This is a genomic window from 'Fragaria x ananassa' phyllody phytoplasma (assembly GCF_018274325.1).
In the GTDB taxonomy this organism is placed as follows: Bacteria; Bacillota_I; Bacilli_A; order Acholeplasmatales; family Acholeplasmataceae; genus Phytoplasma.
On the sequence record NZ_JAGVRH010000010.1, the window covers coordinates 1 to 16,747 of the forward strand.

Consider the following 16,747-nt stretch of genomic DNA (forward strand, 5'->3'; position numbering starts at 1 on the left):
CGCGCAAAGCAACTCCTAGAGATAACGCAGTTATTGAAAACTTATTTGGTAAAATGAAAAATATTTTACTTTATCGCCATTCTTTTTTATTTCAAAATTCCCCAGAGAAAAAATAATTAAAATCATTAAACAATTTCCTGCTTTTTTGGAAACAAAAATGGCTCTTAATTAAATTATCCCCCCCTATTCAATATTCTCAAAGATTAAGATAAAGCAATTAAAAAAATAGCTTTTAAAATAAACCTTTTAAAAAGTTAGTTTTATTACGCCTTTTTTTAATAAAATGATATAATTATAAAAAAAATTAATTTTGTAGGTAGATTTTAAACTTTTTTTACCTCGCTATATAGCGTAAAGATAAAATATCTTTTGCAACTAACAAATTATGAAAAAAAATTAGATACTTTTTTAATTTAATCAAAATATTTTATTAGTTTGAAAAGATATAAAATTATCAACTTATTTTTAAATTTTAAAAAACAATTTTAAAGACAAAAGTTGTTTAAAAAAACGAAACATCGCAAGACTAACTTGCCATAAGTTAATCTTTTAAATTATTATAACATCGAATTTAGATCAAAAAAATGCATCCATAAAATGTTTATTATTTTCTAATATTTTTGTTTTTCGTATTTGATAATAAAATAGTGAAAAATAATATTGGTATTGTAAACGATAAAATAGTTGTTATATGTTTTTTAAAATAAGAAAATGCATCATTTGATTTTATAAATTCATAATTATTAATAAAATTTTCAATACTTTTTTGTATTTTTTCTTGACTTATATCAGGTTTTTTAGCTTCTTGTTTAAGGAAAAACATAATTTTTGTTTTCATAGATTCTATTTCTTGAGCATTTATTGGTTCAATTAAATTATTTTTAGATATTTCCTTATTTATAATATTTTCTATTATTTCTTCTGTTAAATTATTTAAAAGCTTACCTTCTTGTCCACTAATCATATTTGTTGCTTTTTGATTGAATTTTTCAAAAGAAAGATTGGGTTGGAATAAGTCATCTTTTATTTGAGAAGCAATCATATTTTTAATTTTATTTTTGGTAATTACAGAATAATTAAAATGAAAATTATCAATTATATTATTTAATTGATTTTGAATCATTTCAGTAATTTGTTGATTTTTTATTTTTATTATTGAATTTTCAAATTCTTCTTTAGTAATTTTTTCTATTTGATCTGCAGACGAACATAAATTATTAATTTTATTTTTAATTTTCCTTTTTGTATTTGTGATGTCATTAGAGTTAAAAATAGGGTGTTTAATTTGAAAATTAGTTATTTGTGTTTGAATATAGTTATTAATATATAATTTTTTATCATTATAAATTTGGTTTTTAATTTCTTGTAAAATAAAGTTTTTCATTTCAAGCAATGATGAGTATGTTTTTTTTGGTTGAAATTCTTTTTCTACTGTTGACAATATATGTTTCATTATTTCTTGTTCTGAAAACCAATTATTTTGTATAACATTTTCTTTTAATATTTCTTCTGTAAATTGTTTTTTAATATCATCAATATATTTTATTATTTCATGTTGCATAATTTCTTGATTGGTATCTTTTTGATAAATTAAAATATTCAGTTTTTTCCAAATATTTTGAAAAATTAAAAATGGATATTCAACATTGTAAGTATTCATAAAATCATGTAAAAAATCAATATTTCTTTGTATTTTATTGATATTCCATATAAAGTAAATATTTTGGGATTTTTTACCTCTTATATCTAAAAACTCTTCTAAAGTATTAACGTTAGGAATATTGATATGATCATTATTTGGCATATCCTGAAAATAAAATCCTATTAATTCTTGAGGTAAAAAATCTAGTGTACCATAAAAATTTTGAATTTTATTTAGTTCTTTAGAAAAAGTGATTTTTTTGATTTCGTGATCATTAATATTAAATACTTTTTGATTTCTTTCTTTGGGATAATTAAAGATAACATTAAAATATTGTGCTTCTTGCCGTGTATGAAAATTGTTATGATCTTTATAAAGATGTTTGATTTTAACTCCTTTATATTCTTTTAAATTTTCTAAATCTGACAAAGAATAAGGGTTATGTGCGTGTTCCTCCCAATTAAAATCGATATTCATTTGCCTATTTAAAGTAAGTTGTAAATCAACAGGCAAAATACTTAAATGATTATGGGTATTAACAGCCTTAATAGCTGCTTGATCTAAGATATCTGTTAATTTTCTTTGTGATTTTAAAGTCATATCAAATTGATTTTCTATAATATCATTCATTTTATCTAAATATTGATAACCCCTAATATCTATTCTATATTTTTTAGCTAATTTTTTTGTAAAAACTTTTCTATCTTTTGCATTTAATAAATTTATTTTAATTTGTCTGTTAAAACGACTTAAAATAGCTGCATCGATTTCATCTTTATAGTTGGTAGCTCCAATTAAAAAAACTGGATGTTTTGAATCAACTTCAAAACCTTCTGTTTGAGATAAAAAAGCCGAAATGATATTATCATGGTCTGAATTCGTTGCTTTATTACTAATACGACTTCGAAATACACTTTCACATTCATCAATAAAAATAATACTAGGAGCTTCTTGGCGAGCTTGTTTAAAAATTTCATTTATTAATGTTGGCCCTTCTCCTACATATTGTTTCGAAAAATGACTAGAATTTAAAGTGAAAAATGGTAATTTTGATTCACCAGCAATAATTTTGGCTAAAAAAGTTTTACCTGTTCCAGGAGGGCCATATAATAAAACACCTTTAGGAGGTTTTTGAACTCCTATATCTTTATATTGATCTGTATTTTTTAAATAGTGTAAGAATTCTTGCAGTTGTTCAACTTCTTCTTTCATCCCTATAAGATCTTTAAATTCAGGCATTTTTGAAGAATTAACTTTGAATTGTTGAACATTGGTTATCGAATTTAATATTTTATTTTCTTGTTCCTGTTTTGTTTGTTCAGTTAAATTATTAATTTTTTTATTAGCCTCTTGAAGGGCATCAAAAGTTTTTTCGCTAATCCCTTCAATAGTTGATAAGAGATCATCTTTAAAATTAATTATTGCATCACTCTGAGTTTTTATTTCTTCGCTTTGAGTTTTAATAATATTTGCTTGTTCTTTAAGTGTTTCAGTTTGTTCTTGGATTTTTTGCTGTATTTTTTGATGTTCTTGTTGCAGATTTTGATATTGGATTTTCAAATCATTAAATTGATTAGTATTATCTTTAATGAACAACTTTTGAATATCAATTTTTTCTTGTAATTTATTTTTTTCTGCTTGCGAAATGTTAGTTAATCTCTTAATTTCTACTTCTTTTTGGGATAAATTATCAGAAAAATCAATTATTTGAGATTCTAAAAAGTTATTTTTTGTTTGATGATTGTTAATTTTGGTGGTTAAATCAACAATTTGTGCGTCCAAAACTTGCTTTTGTTGTTCTGTTAATTTTTGATTATTAGTTAATTCTTGCTTTTTATCTTCGATTTCTTGTTGTAAAGCGAAAATGTTATCCATTTGTTTTTTAATTTCTTGAGTTTGGGTTTTAATATTTTCTTGTTGTTGCTTAATTTGTAATTCTTGACTTAATATTTCTTCGCTTTGAGTTTTAATAATATTTGCTTGTTGATTGATTTTTTTAACTTGTTCTAAAAATTTTTTTTCTAATTTTTTATATTTTTTTTGCAGATTTTGACGTTGACTGTTGGTGTTTATATTGATTTTTAAATTATTTATTTCTTGTTCTTTTTCTTGTAAAATTGTAAAATTATCAATTAAAAACTGAACATAATTTTTAGAAACAAAAGAAAAATTAGAAGGGGACCACATACTCCATGAAAATTCTTTCGGACTGGAAAAATTATTTGCTTTTGCTTGTAAATAATGTTTATAATTTTTGAAATCTGTTGGATTACCAGGAAAAACAAAAATATATTCATTTGCGTTAAAAACAGTTTGTTGAATAGAACTCTTGAATTCATCTATGATATTGTAAGATTTCATGAATTCTAGATTATATAACAAATCATCTTTCTTTTGGTTATCAAAATCATGGAAATTACTGATAAATTCTTGAGAAATAAAATTTATGATTTTAATTAATAACTTATCATTGCTTTTTAATTCATTAGGAAAATTATGTATTAATGTATCGACAACTTTGGATTTTCTTATAATATCTTGATTTTTTGTTATATCTAAAGCAAAAATGTTAATTGTGCATGTAAATAAAAATATAAAAAGTATAAAAAAAATAAAATTATGTTTTATTTTGGTGCTCATTTTGCGTTTATTTGTGAAAACACCTTTCTAATGTGAGAAAAATTTAATAGTTTAATGTGAAATATAAAAAATTTAAATATTGTGTTTTATAAAAATTAAAATCGAGATAGAATTACTGTGACTGTGTTTATGTTTATCAGAAATTTTTTAAACTGCTTTATAAGTGATTGTCTGAGGTACAGTACTTTGATTATCTTGATTGGACAAATAATAAGTTAAGGAAAAAGGGTGGTATTATTACTAACTAACTCAAATAATTATTTATCAAAAAAAACTTGTATCTTTGAAAAAATAATAAAAATCAAGAAAAATGGGGTTAACAAAAAAGGCATAATTATAATCATAATTGCATAAATTTAAATTATCTACATCAAAAAGCATGTATGTAATAGTTTATTTATGATAACTCATCAAGGGAAGTTATGCAAAAAAAATACACACAAGGAACAAAAAGAACAAAATTAACTAGTTAAATATGAACTATTTCAAAAATACTGCAAGATTTACCAATGGAAATTTTGTAAAAAATTTATAAGAATGGTCGTTGATTACAAACAACTGTTCTCTTTTTTTATTCTCACTACAAACCATAACATTTGAATTATTTTTTTGAATTTAAGTTCGAAATTATTTCAAAGAAGCGAGATTGATTTGATAATTAATTTTTCTTTAATTTTTTGTGTTATGTGTTTTTTGTTCTTGAAATTAAAAATAAAGCATATCATTGATTAATATATGCGTAAATAAGTTTATTAGTTAGTTATTTATCCGGGAAGTTACTCGCCTTAAATAATTTTTAAAAAATAATTTTAGTTGTTTATAAATCGCCAACTAATTATATCATAAATAATTTTATTATTAATGTTTTTTTTGAATAATTTTTTAATTTTTTCAAATTTGGAAAAAATAGAAACAATTTAAAAATTGAATAATTAAAAATTTAATATTATTTGCTAAAAGTATAACAAAAAAGAAACTTAGAAAAGCTTCTTTAAATTTGTTATATTTATTCAATTTTGTGTTTTTGGCATGTTTTAGTTTTTATATGTATTAAAAATTTGCTTAAAATCAAAAAAAAGATAAATATGCTTAATATTAAAAACTGTAAAATGTTTGATAAAATTCTTAGTAAAAAATTGAACTGTTTTTTTACTATTTTTTAAGCAAAGAAAACATTTTTTGTTTATATATTTCTACACCTGGTTGATTAAAAGGGTTAATTCCTAGTAAATAACCAGACATAGCACAAGCTTTTTTAAAGAAATAAACTAAATATCCAAAACGAAATTCATCTAAAGTAGGAATAATAATTTCTAAATTAGGAACACCCCCTTCAATATGAGCTTGTTTAGTTGCTTGAAGAATTTTTTGATTGATTTCAGAATAAGATTTATTGGCTATATAATTCAAATTATCTAATTCATTTAAAATTTCAGGGATAATGCAATCATCTTTCATAGTTTCTACATTTAAAATAGTTTCAAATAATATTTTAGAACCTTCTTGAATAAATTGACCTAAAGAATGAAGTTCAGTAGAATTATTAATGGCTCCCACAAATAATCCTTTATCTTCTTTTCCTTCAGATTCTGCAAATAATTGTTTCCACCATTCTGAAAAAGCAAGTAAATGCGGTTCATAAGTTACTAATAATTCCATTTTTTTGTTTAATTTTGTATGCAACAAATATCTAACTAAAGCGTATTGATAAGCTTGGTTTTGGTTGATGTCGTCTGAAGAAGTATCATTAAAAGCTTGTAATGCTCCTTGTAACATAGCATCAACATTTAAATTAGCAAATATAAAAGCGAGCATGCCTACGCTAGTAAAAACACTAAATCTTCCGCCAATAGAGTCGGGAATCACAAACATTTGATATCCTTCTTTTTTAGCTAAATGAAACAAAGTTCCTTTTTGTTTATCTGTGGTTGCAAAAATAAAGTTTTTGTAATTATCTTTTCCATATTTGCTTTCTATTTCTTTTTTAAGAATACGAAAAGCTAAAGCGGGTTCTAAAGTGGTTCCTGATTTAGAAATTACATTAATAGCCCAATTTTTATCTTTTAAATATTTTAAAAGATTAGTTAAATAATTACCTGAAACTTGGTGTCCTGCGAAAATTATTTCAGGTTTAGCTTTTTGAAATGGTGTGTGAAGAAATTCTATTCCAGCTTTGGCTCCTAAATAAGAACCGCCGATGCCAATAACTACTAAAACATCTAAATTAGTATGTTTTTGTTTTAATTGTTTAATTTTGTTCAATTCTTGGCGGTCATAATACAACGGCCATTCCAACCAACCTAAAAATTGATTTTTAATGGTTTGATCATGATGTAATTTTTGATGAATAGTTTTTATTTGAGAGATAAAAGTTTTTTTTTGTTCATCCCAATTTAAAAATTTTTTGATTCCATTAAAATTTAGTTTTAAACTCATTTTTGAGCTCCTTAATTTTTTCATAACTAGAATATAAATTCCAAGTTCTTTATATCTTAAAATGTATTAAAAAAAGAAATTATAATTGGTTTTGATAAAAAAATTTATATAAAACTTTAGTTAAAAATTATTGTGCAATTTTATTTTATTACGTTTTTATTTCATTAATTATTTCTTTTTGAGTTTTTGAAATACGTTTGTTTTTTTGTAAAAAAACAATAAATATAATGGTAGTTATTATTAAAACTATTGCATTACTACCAAAAGTACTTAATCCAAATTGATAAGCAAAAGAAAGAATGTCGCCTTTTGGAACAAGTTTATGTAATGCAAAAAGAATAGTTCCTCTTGTAAGTACTCTTACAAGATTCATACAAAAAATAAGATTAGCTTTCTTTTTATAAGATAAGATATAACCCATCATAATAGAAGACCAAACAGAAGTAAATAAAGAAGTTCCTTCCCAAAACAAAATGATATTAAAATTAGTTATTTCTGTGTGACTGAAAGTTTTGTTAGGTTTTAACAAGTAAAGAAGTTTTTCTCCTAAAAAATAATTTGATAATAAACCTAAGGTACCAATAATTAAAGTGGCGTAAAAAACATTTTTAAAAATTTTAAAAGTTTTACGATTGCTTTCAACAGCAACACTTCGTGAAACCATTGCAGATTGTGGATCTTCTAAAGATTGAGAAATGGCGTAAAAAATACCATTAACAACCGCAACTAATCCAGAAATAGCTACTAAATCTGGATAATAATTGGTAGCCATATCCAGAATGAATTTTTTACCAATTTCATAAGTTACTTTTCCTATAATTAAAACTCCTGATAACTTCAACATTGTTTTAACTATATTTTTAGAAAAGGTCAAGTTTTTAAATCTTAATTGAAAAGGATTTTTAGGACTAAGCATATAATAAAAAGCAATAAAAGTAATTAATAAATTAGATAATAAATCAGCTAAAGCCAAATCAGTTACTTGAACTGTTCCTGGAGTTTTTGAAAATTTATAAATAAAGGAAATAAAGATTCTAACAGTAATTAATAAAATATTCAGAAACAAAATAAATTTGTTTTTATTTTTGGCAAGTTCTAAACCGATGAAAACAGAATTAATAGTAATAAAAACAAAAGTAATTAAAGAATAATAATAATATAGCAATCCACCATCAGAATGATATTCATGTTTTAAAAATATATCTCCTAAAAAACCAGGTAATAAAGCCCCTAATCCTAAAAAAAGCAAACATAAAAAGGAAATAGTAGCAGCCAATAAAAAAGCTAAAGTAGCATATTGTTTTGCTTGTTTAATATTTTGTTTTTTATATTCACGTGCTACTAAAACTACTCCAGCTCCTCCTAAAGAAACAGCAATACTTTGAAGGATTTTTTTAATTTGCTTCATATAAGTAATGGTACTATCTACATTTTTTGCTTTACCAGTATCACCTATAATAGCAAAATCAATAGAAGTTCCTAAATGTTGGAAAATCAAATAAATAGCAATAGGGATAGTAAGAATAATTAAATTTCTCAAAATAGAACCTTTAAAAATAGATTCCTGTTTTGAAGAAAGGTTTTTTTTCTCTATATTGTTGGTAGTCATAAAATAAAAAAGGCCTCTTTAGCTTTCAATTTTTTTTATATCAAAATATAAGCTGTTTGTGATCTGAAAATTAATTTAATAATTAATTAGGTAATAATTTTGATATTGTGTTATACAATCTGTATTGTTCTTTTTGATGATAATAAATTTTTTCAAAATCTACATGAACTAAATGCAGTCCTTGTAGCCCAACTCCACAATTAAAAACGTTTTTTTGTAACAATTCAACGGCATAACTACCCATACGAGTAGCTAATACTAAATCTTCAGAAGTAGGTCTACCACCTCTTTGAATATGTCCTAAAATTTGAGCTCTCGTTTCAAAATTACTGTGTTGTTCAACTTCTTTAGCTAAAGCATGAATATCAAAAATATGTTCAGTTATTATAACAATAGCACATCTTTGTTTAGCTTCTTTTAAAGATTTAATTTTAGCAAAAATAGCTTCTTTATTTAAAATATGTTCACGAGTTACAATTAAATCAGCACTAGTAGCAACTCCACCATATAAAGCTAAATCACCTTTATCACGACCCATAACTTCAATAATACTACATCTATTATGAGAAATCGAAGTATCACGCAATTTTAAAACAGCATCAACTACGTTACTTAAAGCAGTACTAAAACCAATTGTAAAATCAGTATAATCAATATCATTATCAATGGTAGCAGGCAACCCTACACATTGAATACCCACTTCTTGTAATTTCATAGCTCCTTTATAAGAACCATCGCCACCAATAACAATTAATTTATTAATCCCTAATTTTTTCAAATTACGTGCACATTGTTCTCTAATTTCTGAATTTTGTTGGAAAGAAATGAAACGCGAAGTTCCTAAAAAAGTTCCTGATACATTAATATTATATGGAAGTGTTTTTAGTTCTAAAAGTTCTATTTCATTATAATATAAACCCAAGTATCCATCACGAACACCATAAACTTGTAACCCTTGTTTACTCCCTTCTAAAACAACAGCCCTAATAGCAGCATTCATACCGGGAGCATCGCCACCTGAAGTTAAAACAGCAATTTTTTTGCATTCTTTTAAGTTTTTCATTGTTATATATATCAAACCTCTTTTTTTTATATATTTTTTTGTATATTTTTTATAATTTGACAATTATTTGTTGGGATTTAATTCTTCTTTAATTCAAAATAATTTAATTTATTATTTGCTTATTTATTAATTACATATAAACAAAATATGTAACAAGTATACAATTATGAAAAAAAGCAATATAAGGGTAGGAGAATGGAAAAAATAAGAAATAAAAGAAATAAAGAGGATGGAAAGAAAAAAATAAATAATAAAAAATAAATCAATATTATTTCTTATGATTTAAAAAATTATTCGGATTAAAAACAAAAAGCATTAAAACCTTAAGAAAATAATAAGTTTATTAAAACTATCTAAAAATAAATTTTTGCTAAAAGGAAAAAAGATAAAAAATACAAATAATTAAAAAAACATCACAGAAATTATAATAACTATCATATTTTAAAGAAACATATGTTTGTTGGATAACCTTTCTTAGTTAAATTTAAAGGGATTGCAAATATAACAAAAATATTTTAATTATTACAGTTATTTTTAAACAATGCTTTCCAATATAATATTAAATATCTTCAATAATTTTTTATTTTAATAAAACATAATCATAAAGTTTTATAAATTCACAAAATATTAATATTTTACCAAAAATTAAAAACTCAATATCAAATATTTAAGAATATTTTAAATTATTTTGATGCTAATTATACAAATCATGATTATTTTAATTTTATTATTAACTACATTTTTATTTTATAAAACAAAGATCAATATTGCAATCAAAATGTATGAAATTATTTTAATTTTGCATAAAAAGATTATTTGACATTCGAAAATTTTATTTTTTTATCAAGCAAAAATCTTCATAAAGCATTTATAAAAAACGAATCACCTTTCAATAGTTTAAAATTATTCATAATTAAGATCTTAAATATCTATCATAATTAAAAAATAAAAAAAGTAAGCAAAATTACATTTTCTACCTTTAATTATATACAATATTTTAACATCTTTCCCATTATTTTAAATATCAAAATAATTTATTTACAAATATTTGATATAATTAAATCAATTTATTATGTCTATATTACAAAATTTATACATTTAGTTTGAAAAATAAATCTTTTAATTATTGTAATCTTCTTTTTAGTTCTTATTTGTTATAGGAGAAGATTGAGTTTGTGATTAAAATGGTTAAAAAGATAAATAATAAAAAAGAACTAATCTTTTAGGGAATAGTTCTTGAAAAGAATAGGTGATAAGTGAAAAAAGGTATTTTTCCTATTTATAAAAAAATTAAAAAAGGAGATTCAAAATGGCAAGAAATATCAAACATTATTATTCCAAAATAAAATTTTTTAGAAGAAAAAAATTAATCCTAAGCAGTTTTTTTATGTATTGGTTATTACCTGTTTTAGGCATTATTATTCTTGTTTGTATTTTTTTTAGCTCATAAAGGTTATATTTCAATCACTAAGTAAGAAAAATAAATAAATGTAGCTATTGCAGGAAGAATTGTTTTAAAAAGAGGATAAGAAAAAGCTGGTTTTTTTCGTTTTTATGTTACAAAACCTTAAAATTAAGGTATATTAATGTTAATTTCCAAAGCAAAAATAAATAACTTTCAAATTATTGAGTACTTATCACCTATTCCCTCTTGAAAGAAAAACTAAAAACCGAAAACCAAACATACAAGGAAATAATTCAAAAAATCAAATTAACCTCTAAAATCGCTGAATACGATAAAATAGCTAAACAAATAGATAATCAAATAACTTGGTCAGGTTCTTTTCCAACCTATCAAAAATAAAATAAGTGATTCTGTAAATAAAAAAGTTGCGTCTGTAAGGTCTTGGTTTAAAAAATGGTTTTAAAGTTAATTAAAAAGTTAAATATGTTAAAATACCTGTATATTGAAATTTCTTCCAAAGGAATTAATAAATATGATCAAAATTAAAAAAATAATCAAATGGTTTTTCTTAATCATTATTTTTATCGTTGCTGCTTTTATTGGTTTTATCATCTTAACTGAAACAGGAGTTATTAAAATTCCTAAAAAACCTATTCCTTTCTTAAAGGAAACTGAAATTAATAAAATTAGAGAATGGGAAGAAGATGATCATAACGGCCGAACTAATATGATCGAAGTTCATTATAAATTCGATGGTTTAAACGGCATTGGTTATTATCATCAACAACTTAATGATAAAACTAATAAAAGTTCTTTTGAAATAATGACTATCCAAGAGCGCCTTCAATCCCAACCCGAACCTTCCAACCTTGCCATCTTCATCAAAAACCGTCACCCTTTCGACTGTTGGAACAAAGATGGCGATACTTATATAATTTCACCACCCTAAACGGTTTTGGTTCCGCATCTTTTGATAGAAAGACTGATAGTCAATTATATTCTTACATCAACTTCGAAAAACAACAACACAAAAGCCCACGAGAAAATCACTTAATTCTCAAATACCAAGGACCAAAACATTTTCTAGAAGAAGACAAAAACTTCTACCTTGGCACGGCAAGAGTTGATAATTCCAATTTCAAATTAACCGACTTCTACCTCCACTTAAATCCTGTTCGTAAAACTTTATCCATCTTCAAAGATAAATACAATAACGATAAAATCAAAGAAGCCGAAATGAACCAAAGACACTCTAATGGGTGGTAAAAACAAAAATTAAAGGAAATTTAAATAAATGTTTAAATTTAAAAAAAAATTTAATAGAATAATTTATATCTGTTTAATAATTTTTATAGGATTGTTATTACTGTTTAATAAACAATTAGTTATGGCTATGCAAAATAATAAAAATAAACAAATTTTTAAAAAAACTACACAGAACATTCCGTTAATTTTTCGCGATAAAGAAAAAATAATTATAAAACATAAAACTGTAACTGATGAAGATATTAAAGAAATAATTTATAATTGCCGAAAAAAACCTTTTTTAATCAAGGACGAAAAAATAAAACGTTTAATTAATCATTTATTTTTAATTAAAAAAATATCTCAAGAAGATTATGATTCATTAATAGAAAGAAAAATAAAATTAGAAATAGATTTAAATATTATCCCAAACGAAAATCAATAAAAAAACAAATTAAAATTAAAAACAATTAAAATCAAAGACCCTTAAAAAGGGTCTTTTTTTATTAACCAATATCTTTAAAGAAAGAAACTATTAAATATGTTCGCAAAAAAAACTCTTTCAAACTTTACCGAATAATATTATCTTTTTCATCATTTATCTTTATCTTATTAATCCCTTTAATTTTTATTAATTATTTAATCAAATGCTATCTTTTGATTTATCGATTAAGCCTTCAAAAATTAAAGAAAGGAATAGGTTCTTTAGGAAGTTTAATCACTCCTGTTTCAGTTAAGATAATAAAACCAATAAAAGCAGCAACGATAAAAATAATGATTAAGAAAAACCATTTGATTATTTTTTTAATTTTGATCATATTTATTAATTCCTTTGGAAGAAATTTCAATATATAGGTATTTTAACATATTTAACTTTTTAATTAACTTTAAAACCATTTTTTAAACCAAGACCTTACAGACGCAACTTTTTTATTTACAGAATCACTTATTTTATTTTTGATAGGTTGGAAAAGAACCTGACCAAGTTATTTGATTATCTATTTGTTTAGCTATTTTATTGTATTCAGCGATTTTAGAGGTTAATTTGATTTTTTGAATTATTTCCTTGTATGTTTGGTTTTCGGTTTTTAGTTTTTCTTTCAAGAGGGAATAGGTGATAAGTACTCAATAATTTGAAAGTTATTTATTTTTGCTTTGGAAATTAACATTAATATACCTTAATTTTAAGGTTTTGTAACATAAAAACGAAAAAAACCAGCTTTTTCTTATCCTCTTTTTAAAACAATTCTTCCTGCAATAGCTACATTTATTTATTTTTCTTACTTAGCGATTGAAATATAACCTTTATGAGCTAAAAAAAATACAAACAGGAATAATAATACCTAAAACAGGTAACAACCAATACATAAAAAAACCGCTTAGGGTTAATTTTTTTCTTCTAAAAAATTTTATTTTGGAATAATAATGTTTGATATTTCTTGCCATTTTGAATCTCCTTTTTTAATTTTTTTATAAATAGGAAAAATACCTTTTTTCACTTATCACCTATTCTTTTCAAGAACTATTCCCTAAAAGATTAGTTCTTTTTTATTATTTATCTTCTTAACCATTTTAATCACAAACTCAATCTTCTCCTATAACAAATAAGAACTAAAAAGAAGATTACAATAATTAAAAGATTTATTTTTCAAACTAAATGTATAAATTTTGTCTTTGGTTTCGAAAAAGTTTGTTATTTGTTGAACAATAAATTTTTCATTAGTTGCTGGAACAGGTTTGCCGCCACGTAGATAATCTTCATAACAAGTATATTGTTCTCGTTTCTCTTCTTTATATTCACCTCCATAATCAAATAAGTTATTTTCTCTTTTCCAATCGCGGATGGCTGTGTAGAGGTCGAGGGAATCCGGAAGTTCCAAGTTTATGAATCTTTTTTAGGCGTTGAAGGTGAAAAGATAGATGTTTTTGGTCCTGTTGGAAAGTTTTAGAAGATCTTCGATGTTTCCTTGTTGAGGTTTCATAATCCGAATGCCATCATCAAAATAAATGTCTTCTATGTGATGACCATTGTAATATGTTAATGGCAAAGGAACAACCAAACCAGTGTTTGGTGTGACGTTGTAACAGCCTAATTTAATGAGTTTGGGTTCTTTGATGATGTTATTGTTGATTAAGTATTGATTAACAACTTCTTCTTTACTTTGACCGACAAAGATATTGGATAATATTAATTTTATATTAGGATTATCTTCGTTAGGTTTTTGGTTTAACATCCCAAAAGACAAAGGCTTCTTCGATGGCGATTTCGTATTTGAGGAGGTCTTCGAGGGTATATTTTGAATCTTCATCAGGGTATCTAATATTGAAAGGATTAATTCTAGGTTTAAAGTAGACACCTAAAAGGACTTGAGGAAGGTTTTTGAGGTACTAATAGAGGTCGTTTTATTTGAAGTAATTGTAAGAAGGGGTGAAAAAGGCGCCTGTGCAAGCGACATCATAATATTTTAAGATGTTAGGGATGTCGTCTTTTTCTAGGATGTTGATGTCATATCTTTTTAATTTGGGTTTGGGTGTTTTAAACGCTTTAAAAAGGGCTTCTTTTGCCGCCCATCTTCCTGCTAAAAAATCTAATTGACGTTGACTGTTTTTAAAAGTAAGATAAATTTTATTTTGGATTTTGTTTGTTTGTGAAAATAGTTATGGGCGTAGATGGTTTTATGGGATAATACAAAGATTAATAAAGAAATAACAATTAAGAGAACTTTTTTAGGGGTTTTTGTTTGGATCATATCTTTTTCACCTCCTAAGGTTTGAATTTTAGACCTTACCAATTGTTGCGTGTGTGTTTGGGTAAAAGAAAAAGACCTTTGGATGGGTCTTAATATGACAATATGTTTATGTTTTTTAACGTCTTCGTGAAGAAGTATTACGAGATAAATTAATTCTAGGTATAGAAGATAATTGATTTCTTATTTGTTCTAATATTTCATTTATACTAGCTTGATTTTGATTTATTCTTATTTGTGTATTTCTTAAAAGATTGATTTGTTGTTCTGAAGCAAAAAGTGGTGTATTAACAATATTGGTTTCCATTTCTTGTACTAATGATGAATGATTGTGTTCTAATTCTATCATTCTAATGTTTAAAATTAAATTTCTATTTATTTGTTGTTGGATATTTAAGTGTCTTTGTTGAGTTGTAATAATTTGTCGATGTATTTCTTCGAATTGACTTAATAAAATATTTTTTTCTTCTTCTGAAATTTGATTTTCAAAGGCATTAATAACTTCTTGAGCTTTTGTTTGTTGCAAAGTTAATAAACTTTGATAATTTCTATATTCTTCTAAAGAATTATAAACATTGTTGTTATTGTTTAATTCATCATTATTCATCGCCATTACTTGGTTTTTAAAAAAAAATCCTATAGAAATTATTAAACAAAGATGAATTATTTTAAATTGGTTTTTTAATTTAACCATTAATTAAATCTCCTTTTATTATTATCCCTCAGATGAGGTTATTTCGTAGAGGGAATTGAGGGAGGATAGGGTGGATTGTTTATCTTCTAACAATGTTTTATTATAATCTCTTTCTAAATCTTTTTTAAATTCTTCGGCTCTTTTTAACGTGTTTTCATAATATGTTTTATCTACTTCTAAATCGGCTATTTTTCTTCTGCATTCCATTATTTGTTGAACTATTACTGTTGTTTCATGTTGTAATTTACTTTTTTTGTTATCAATTGCAGTTAATTCATCGTTTTTATAAGTTGATATTCCTTGAGTTTGTAATTGCGTTTGTTTATTTTGTCTTTCTATTTTTAATTTATCTATTTCTTTATTTTTGTGAGTTAATACTTCTTCTTTTGGTTTTAGCTGTTCTTGTAACGGTGAGATTTGTTTTGTTACTGAATTTCTTTGATTAATTAATTCATCGCATTTTTTTGTTCTTCTTTGATTTTGATTCTGTTTGTTCTCTATCCAATGAACTTAATGAACGTTTCCAACTATTTTTAATTTCATTGATTTCATTTTTTTCTTCTTGAGAAAGATTTAATGATAAAACTTTATTTTCATTTTCAGATAAGATATAAGATACAATTTGATCATATTTTGATTGAGTTATTTTGATTTTAGATTTTGGAATTTCTATTTCTCTTTTGGTTCTTGATTCTTTATTTGATTCTTCTTGAATTTGGTAAATTTTGTTGTTGATTAGATAATTGAGTTGTTCGTTGGTTATTTTTTTTCAGTTTTATTTCGTGATTAATAATCACAATTATAATAATAAAAACAATAATAAAAAATATTGAATATTTTTTAAAAAATTTCATTCTTTAAGGTCCCTTCCGATAATAGTAGTAATTTATATTATCTTTTAAAGAAATTAATTACCACTATTATACAACTTTATTTGTTTTAAATTCAAAGAAAAAGTTTGATTAAATTAATTTGTAATAGGTTGAAGGAATTTATTATATCTTTTTGGTTTGATTCTTTCTTGGGATCTGGCATAATTCGGAGATTTTTGTTTTAATTCTTCTTTTATGACATTTATTTCTTCGTTTTTATATTCTAGGTTTTCTTCTAGTTCAAATTTTTGTTTATGTTGGTCCTCACTATCAGAAATCAAAATTAAAACATTAAATGGTATGTTATCAGATGCCATTGAGGTGTTCCAAAAGTTTAGACACTTTTTACTTTTTAAAAATTCTTTAAGACTAATGATTAAGTCATTAGTCTTTT

Annotated in this window: 14 protein-coding genes and 1 pseudogene; 2 read left to right on the forward strand and 13 right to left on the reverse strand. The window is 24.0% G+C overall.

Going from position 1 to position 16,747, the window contains the following annotated elements:
- Positions 1–604: 604 nt before the first annotated feature.
- The 4 genes from J8J04_RS02470 to J8J04_RS02485 all read right to left on the reverse strand — a co-directional run bounded on the left by J8J04_RS02470 (position 605) and on the right by J8J04_RS02485 (position 9,390).
- Complete coding sequence (locus J8J04_RS02470) at positions 605–4,024, reverse strand: AAA family ATPase (protein ID WP_212331965.1); 3,420 nt, start codon at positions 4,022–4,024, stop codon at positions 605–607.
- A gap of 1,410 nt (positions 4,025–5,434) precedes the next feature.
- Entirely contained in the window at positions 5,435–6,718 is a 1,284-nt protein-coding gene (locus J8J04_RS02475; protein ID WP_212331967.1) for a glucose-6-phosphate isomerase, read from the reverse strand.
- A gap of 148 nt (positions 6,719–6,866) precedes the next feature.
- On the reverse strand, positions 6,867–8,327 hold the full coding sequence (locus J8J04_RS02480) for a sodium transporter (protein WP_212331969.1): 1,461 nt from the start codon (positions 8,325–8,327) through the stop codon (positions 6,867–6,869).
- 82 nt (positions 8,328–8,409) lie between these two features.
- Positions 8,410–9,390 carry an ATP-dependent 6-phosphofructokinase gene (locus J8J04_RS02485; protein ID WP_212331971.1) on the reverse strand — a complete coding sequence of 327 codons (981 nt, stop codon included), beginning with the start codon at positions 9,388–9,390 and terminating at the stop codon, positions 8,410–8,412.
- Positions 9,391–11,327: 1,937 nt separating this feature from the next.
- Here J8J04_RS02485 and J8J04_RS03310 point away from each other — a divergent pair.
- Positions 11,328–11,744 carry a hypothetical protein gene (locus tag J8J04_RS03310; protein WP_308705544.1) on the forward strand — a complete coding sequence of 139 codons (417 nt, stop codon included), beginning with the start codon at positions 11,328–11,330 and terminating at the stop codon, positions 11,742–11,744.
- Positions 11,745–12,089: 345 nt separating this feature from the next.
- A complete protein-coding gene (locus tag J8J04_RS02495) occupies positions 12,090–12,485 on the forward strand; it encodes an SVM family protein (RefSeq protein ID WP_212331973.1) in 396 nt (131 codons plus the stop codon).
- A gap of 232 nt (positions 12,486–12,717) precedes the next feature.
- Here the strand turns inward: J8J04_RS02495 and J8J04_RS02500 are convergent, their stop codons facing one another.
- The 9 genes and pseudogenes from J8J04_RS02500 to J8J04_RS02545 all read right to left on the reverse strand — a co-directional run.
- A complete protein-coding gene (locus J8J04_RS02500; RefSeq protein WP_212331991.1) occupies positions 12,718–12,858 on the reverse strand; it encodes a hypothetical protein in 141 nt (46 codons plus the stop codon).
- 487 nt (positions 12,859–13,345) lie between these two features.
- Positions 13,346–13,486, reverse strand: coding sequence for a hypothetical protein (locus J8J04_RS02505; protein ID WP_212331993.1), 141 nt, complete (start codon positions 13,484–13,486; stop codon positions 13,346–13,348).
- Between the two features lie 149 nt (positions 13,487–13,635).
- Positions 13,636–13,920, reverse strand: coding sequence for a hypothetical protein (locus J8J04_RS02510; RefSeq protein WP_212331975.1), 285 nt, complete (start codon positions 13,918–13,920; stop codon positions 13,636–13,638).
- Between the two features lie 15 nt (positions 13,921–13,935).
- Positions 13,936–14,274 carry a hypothetical protein gene (locus J8J04_RS02515; protein ID WP_212331977.1) on the reverse strand — a complete coding sequence of 113 codons (339 nt, stop codon included), beginning with the start codon at positions 14,272–14,274 and terminating at the stop codon, positions 13,936–13,938.
- Positions 14,275–14,628: 354 nt separating this feature from the next.
- Positions 14,629–14,790 carry a hypothetical protein gene (locus J8J04_RS02525; RefSeq protein ID WP_212331979.1) on the reverse strand — a complete coding sequence of 54 codons (162 nt, stop codon included), beginning with the start codon at positions 14,788–14,790 and terminating at the stop codon, positions 14,629–14,631.
- Between the two features lie 115 nt (positions 14,791–14,905).
- Positions 14,906–15,481, reverse strand: coding sequence for an SVM family protein (locus tag J8J04_RS02530; protein WP_212331981.1), 576 nt, complete (start codon positions 15,479–15,481; stop codon positions 14,906–14,908).
- 21 nt (positions 15,482–15,502) lie between these two features.
- On the reverse strand, positions 15,503–15,688 hold the full coding sequence (locus tag J8J04_RS02535; protein ID WP_212331984.1) for a hypothetical protein: 186 nt from the start codon (positions 15,686–15,688) through the stop codon (positions 15,503–15,505).
- A gap of 488 nt (positions 15,689–16,176) precedes the next feature.
- Positions 16,177–16,335 carry a hypothetical protein gene (locus J8J04_RS02540; RefSeq protein WP_212331986.1) on the reverse strand — a complete coding sequence of 53 codons (159 nt, stop codon included), beginning with the start codon at positions 16,333–16,335 and terminating at the stop codon, positions 16,177–16,179.
- Between the two features lie 113 nt (positions 16,336–16,448).
- Positions 16,449–16,747 (reverse strand): annotated as a pseudogene (locus J8J04_RS02545) (hypothetical protein); the annotation flags it as partial.

What these genes read in the sequence shown, in the direction of transcription:
- J8J04_RS02540 (WP_212331986.1), bottom strand. Translation starts at nt 16,335, where the DNA reads ATGAAATTTTTTAAAAAATATTCAATATTTTTTATTATTGTTTTTATT.
- J8J04_RS02485 (WP_212331971.1), bottom strand. Translation starts at nt 9,390, where the DNA reads ATGAAAAACTTAAAAGAATGCAAAAAAATTGCTGTTTTAACTTCAGGT.
- J8J04_RS02505 (WP_212331993.1), bottom strand. Translation starts at nt 13,486, where the DNA reads ATGGCAAGAAATATCAAACATTATTATTCCAAAATAAAATTTTTTAGA.
- J8J04_RS02515 (WP_212331977.1), bottom strand. Translation starts at nt 14,274, where the DNA reads ATGTTAAACCAAAAACCTAACGAAGATAATCCTAATATAAAATTAATA.
- J8J04_RS02495 (WP_212331973.1), top strand. Translation starts at nt 12,090, where the DNA reads ATGTTTAAATTTAAAAAAAAATTTAATAGAATAATTTATATCTGTTTA.
- J8J04_RS02480 (WP_212331969.1), bottom strand. Translation starts at nt 8,327, where the DNA reads ATGACTACCAACAATATAGAGAAAAAAAACCTTTCTTCAAAACAGGAA.
- J8J04_RS02525 (WP_212331979.1), bottom strand. Translation starts at nt 14,790, where the DNA reads ATGATCCAAACAAAAACCCCTAAAAAAGTTCTCTTAATTGTTATTTCT.
- J8J04_RS02535 (WP_212331984.1), bottom strand. Translation starts at nt 15,688, where the DNA reads ATGGAATGCAGAAGAAAAATAGCCGATTTAGAAGTAGATAAAACATAT.
- J8J04_RS02475 (WP_212331967.1), bottom strand. Translation starts at nt 6,718, where the DNA reads ATGAGTTTAAAACTAAATTTTAATGGAATCAAAAAATTTTTAAATTGG.
- J8J04_RS03310 (WP_308705544.1), top strand. Translation starts at nt 11,328, where the DNA reads ATGATCAAAATTAAAAAAATAATCAAATGGTTTTTCTTAATCATTATT.
- J8J04_RS02500 (WP_212331991.1), bottom strand. Translation starts at nt 12,858, where the DNA reads ATGATCAAAATTAAAAAAATAATCAAATGGTTTTTCTTAATCATTATT.
- J8J04_RS02530 (WP_212331981.1), bottom strand. Translation starts at nt 15,481, where the DNA reads ATGGTTAAATTAAAAAACCAATTTAAAATAATTCATCTTTGTTTAATA.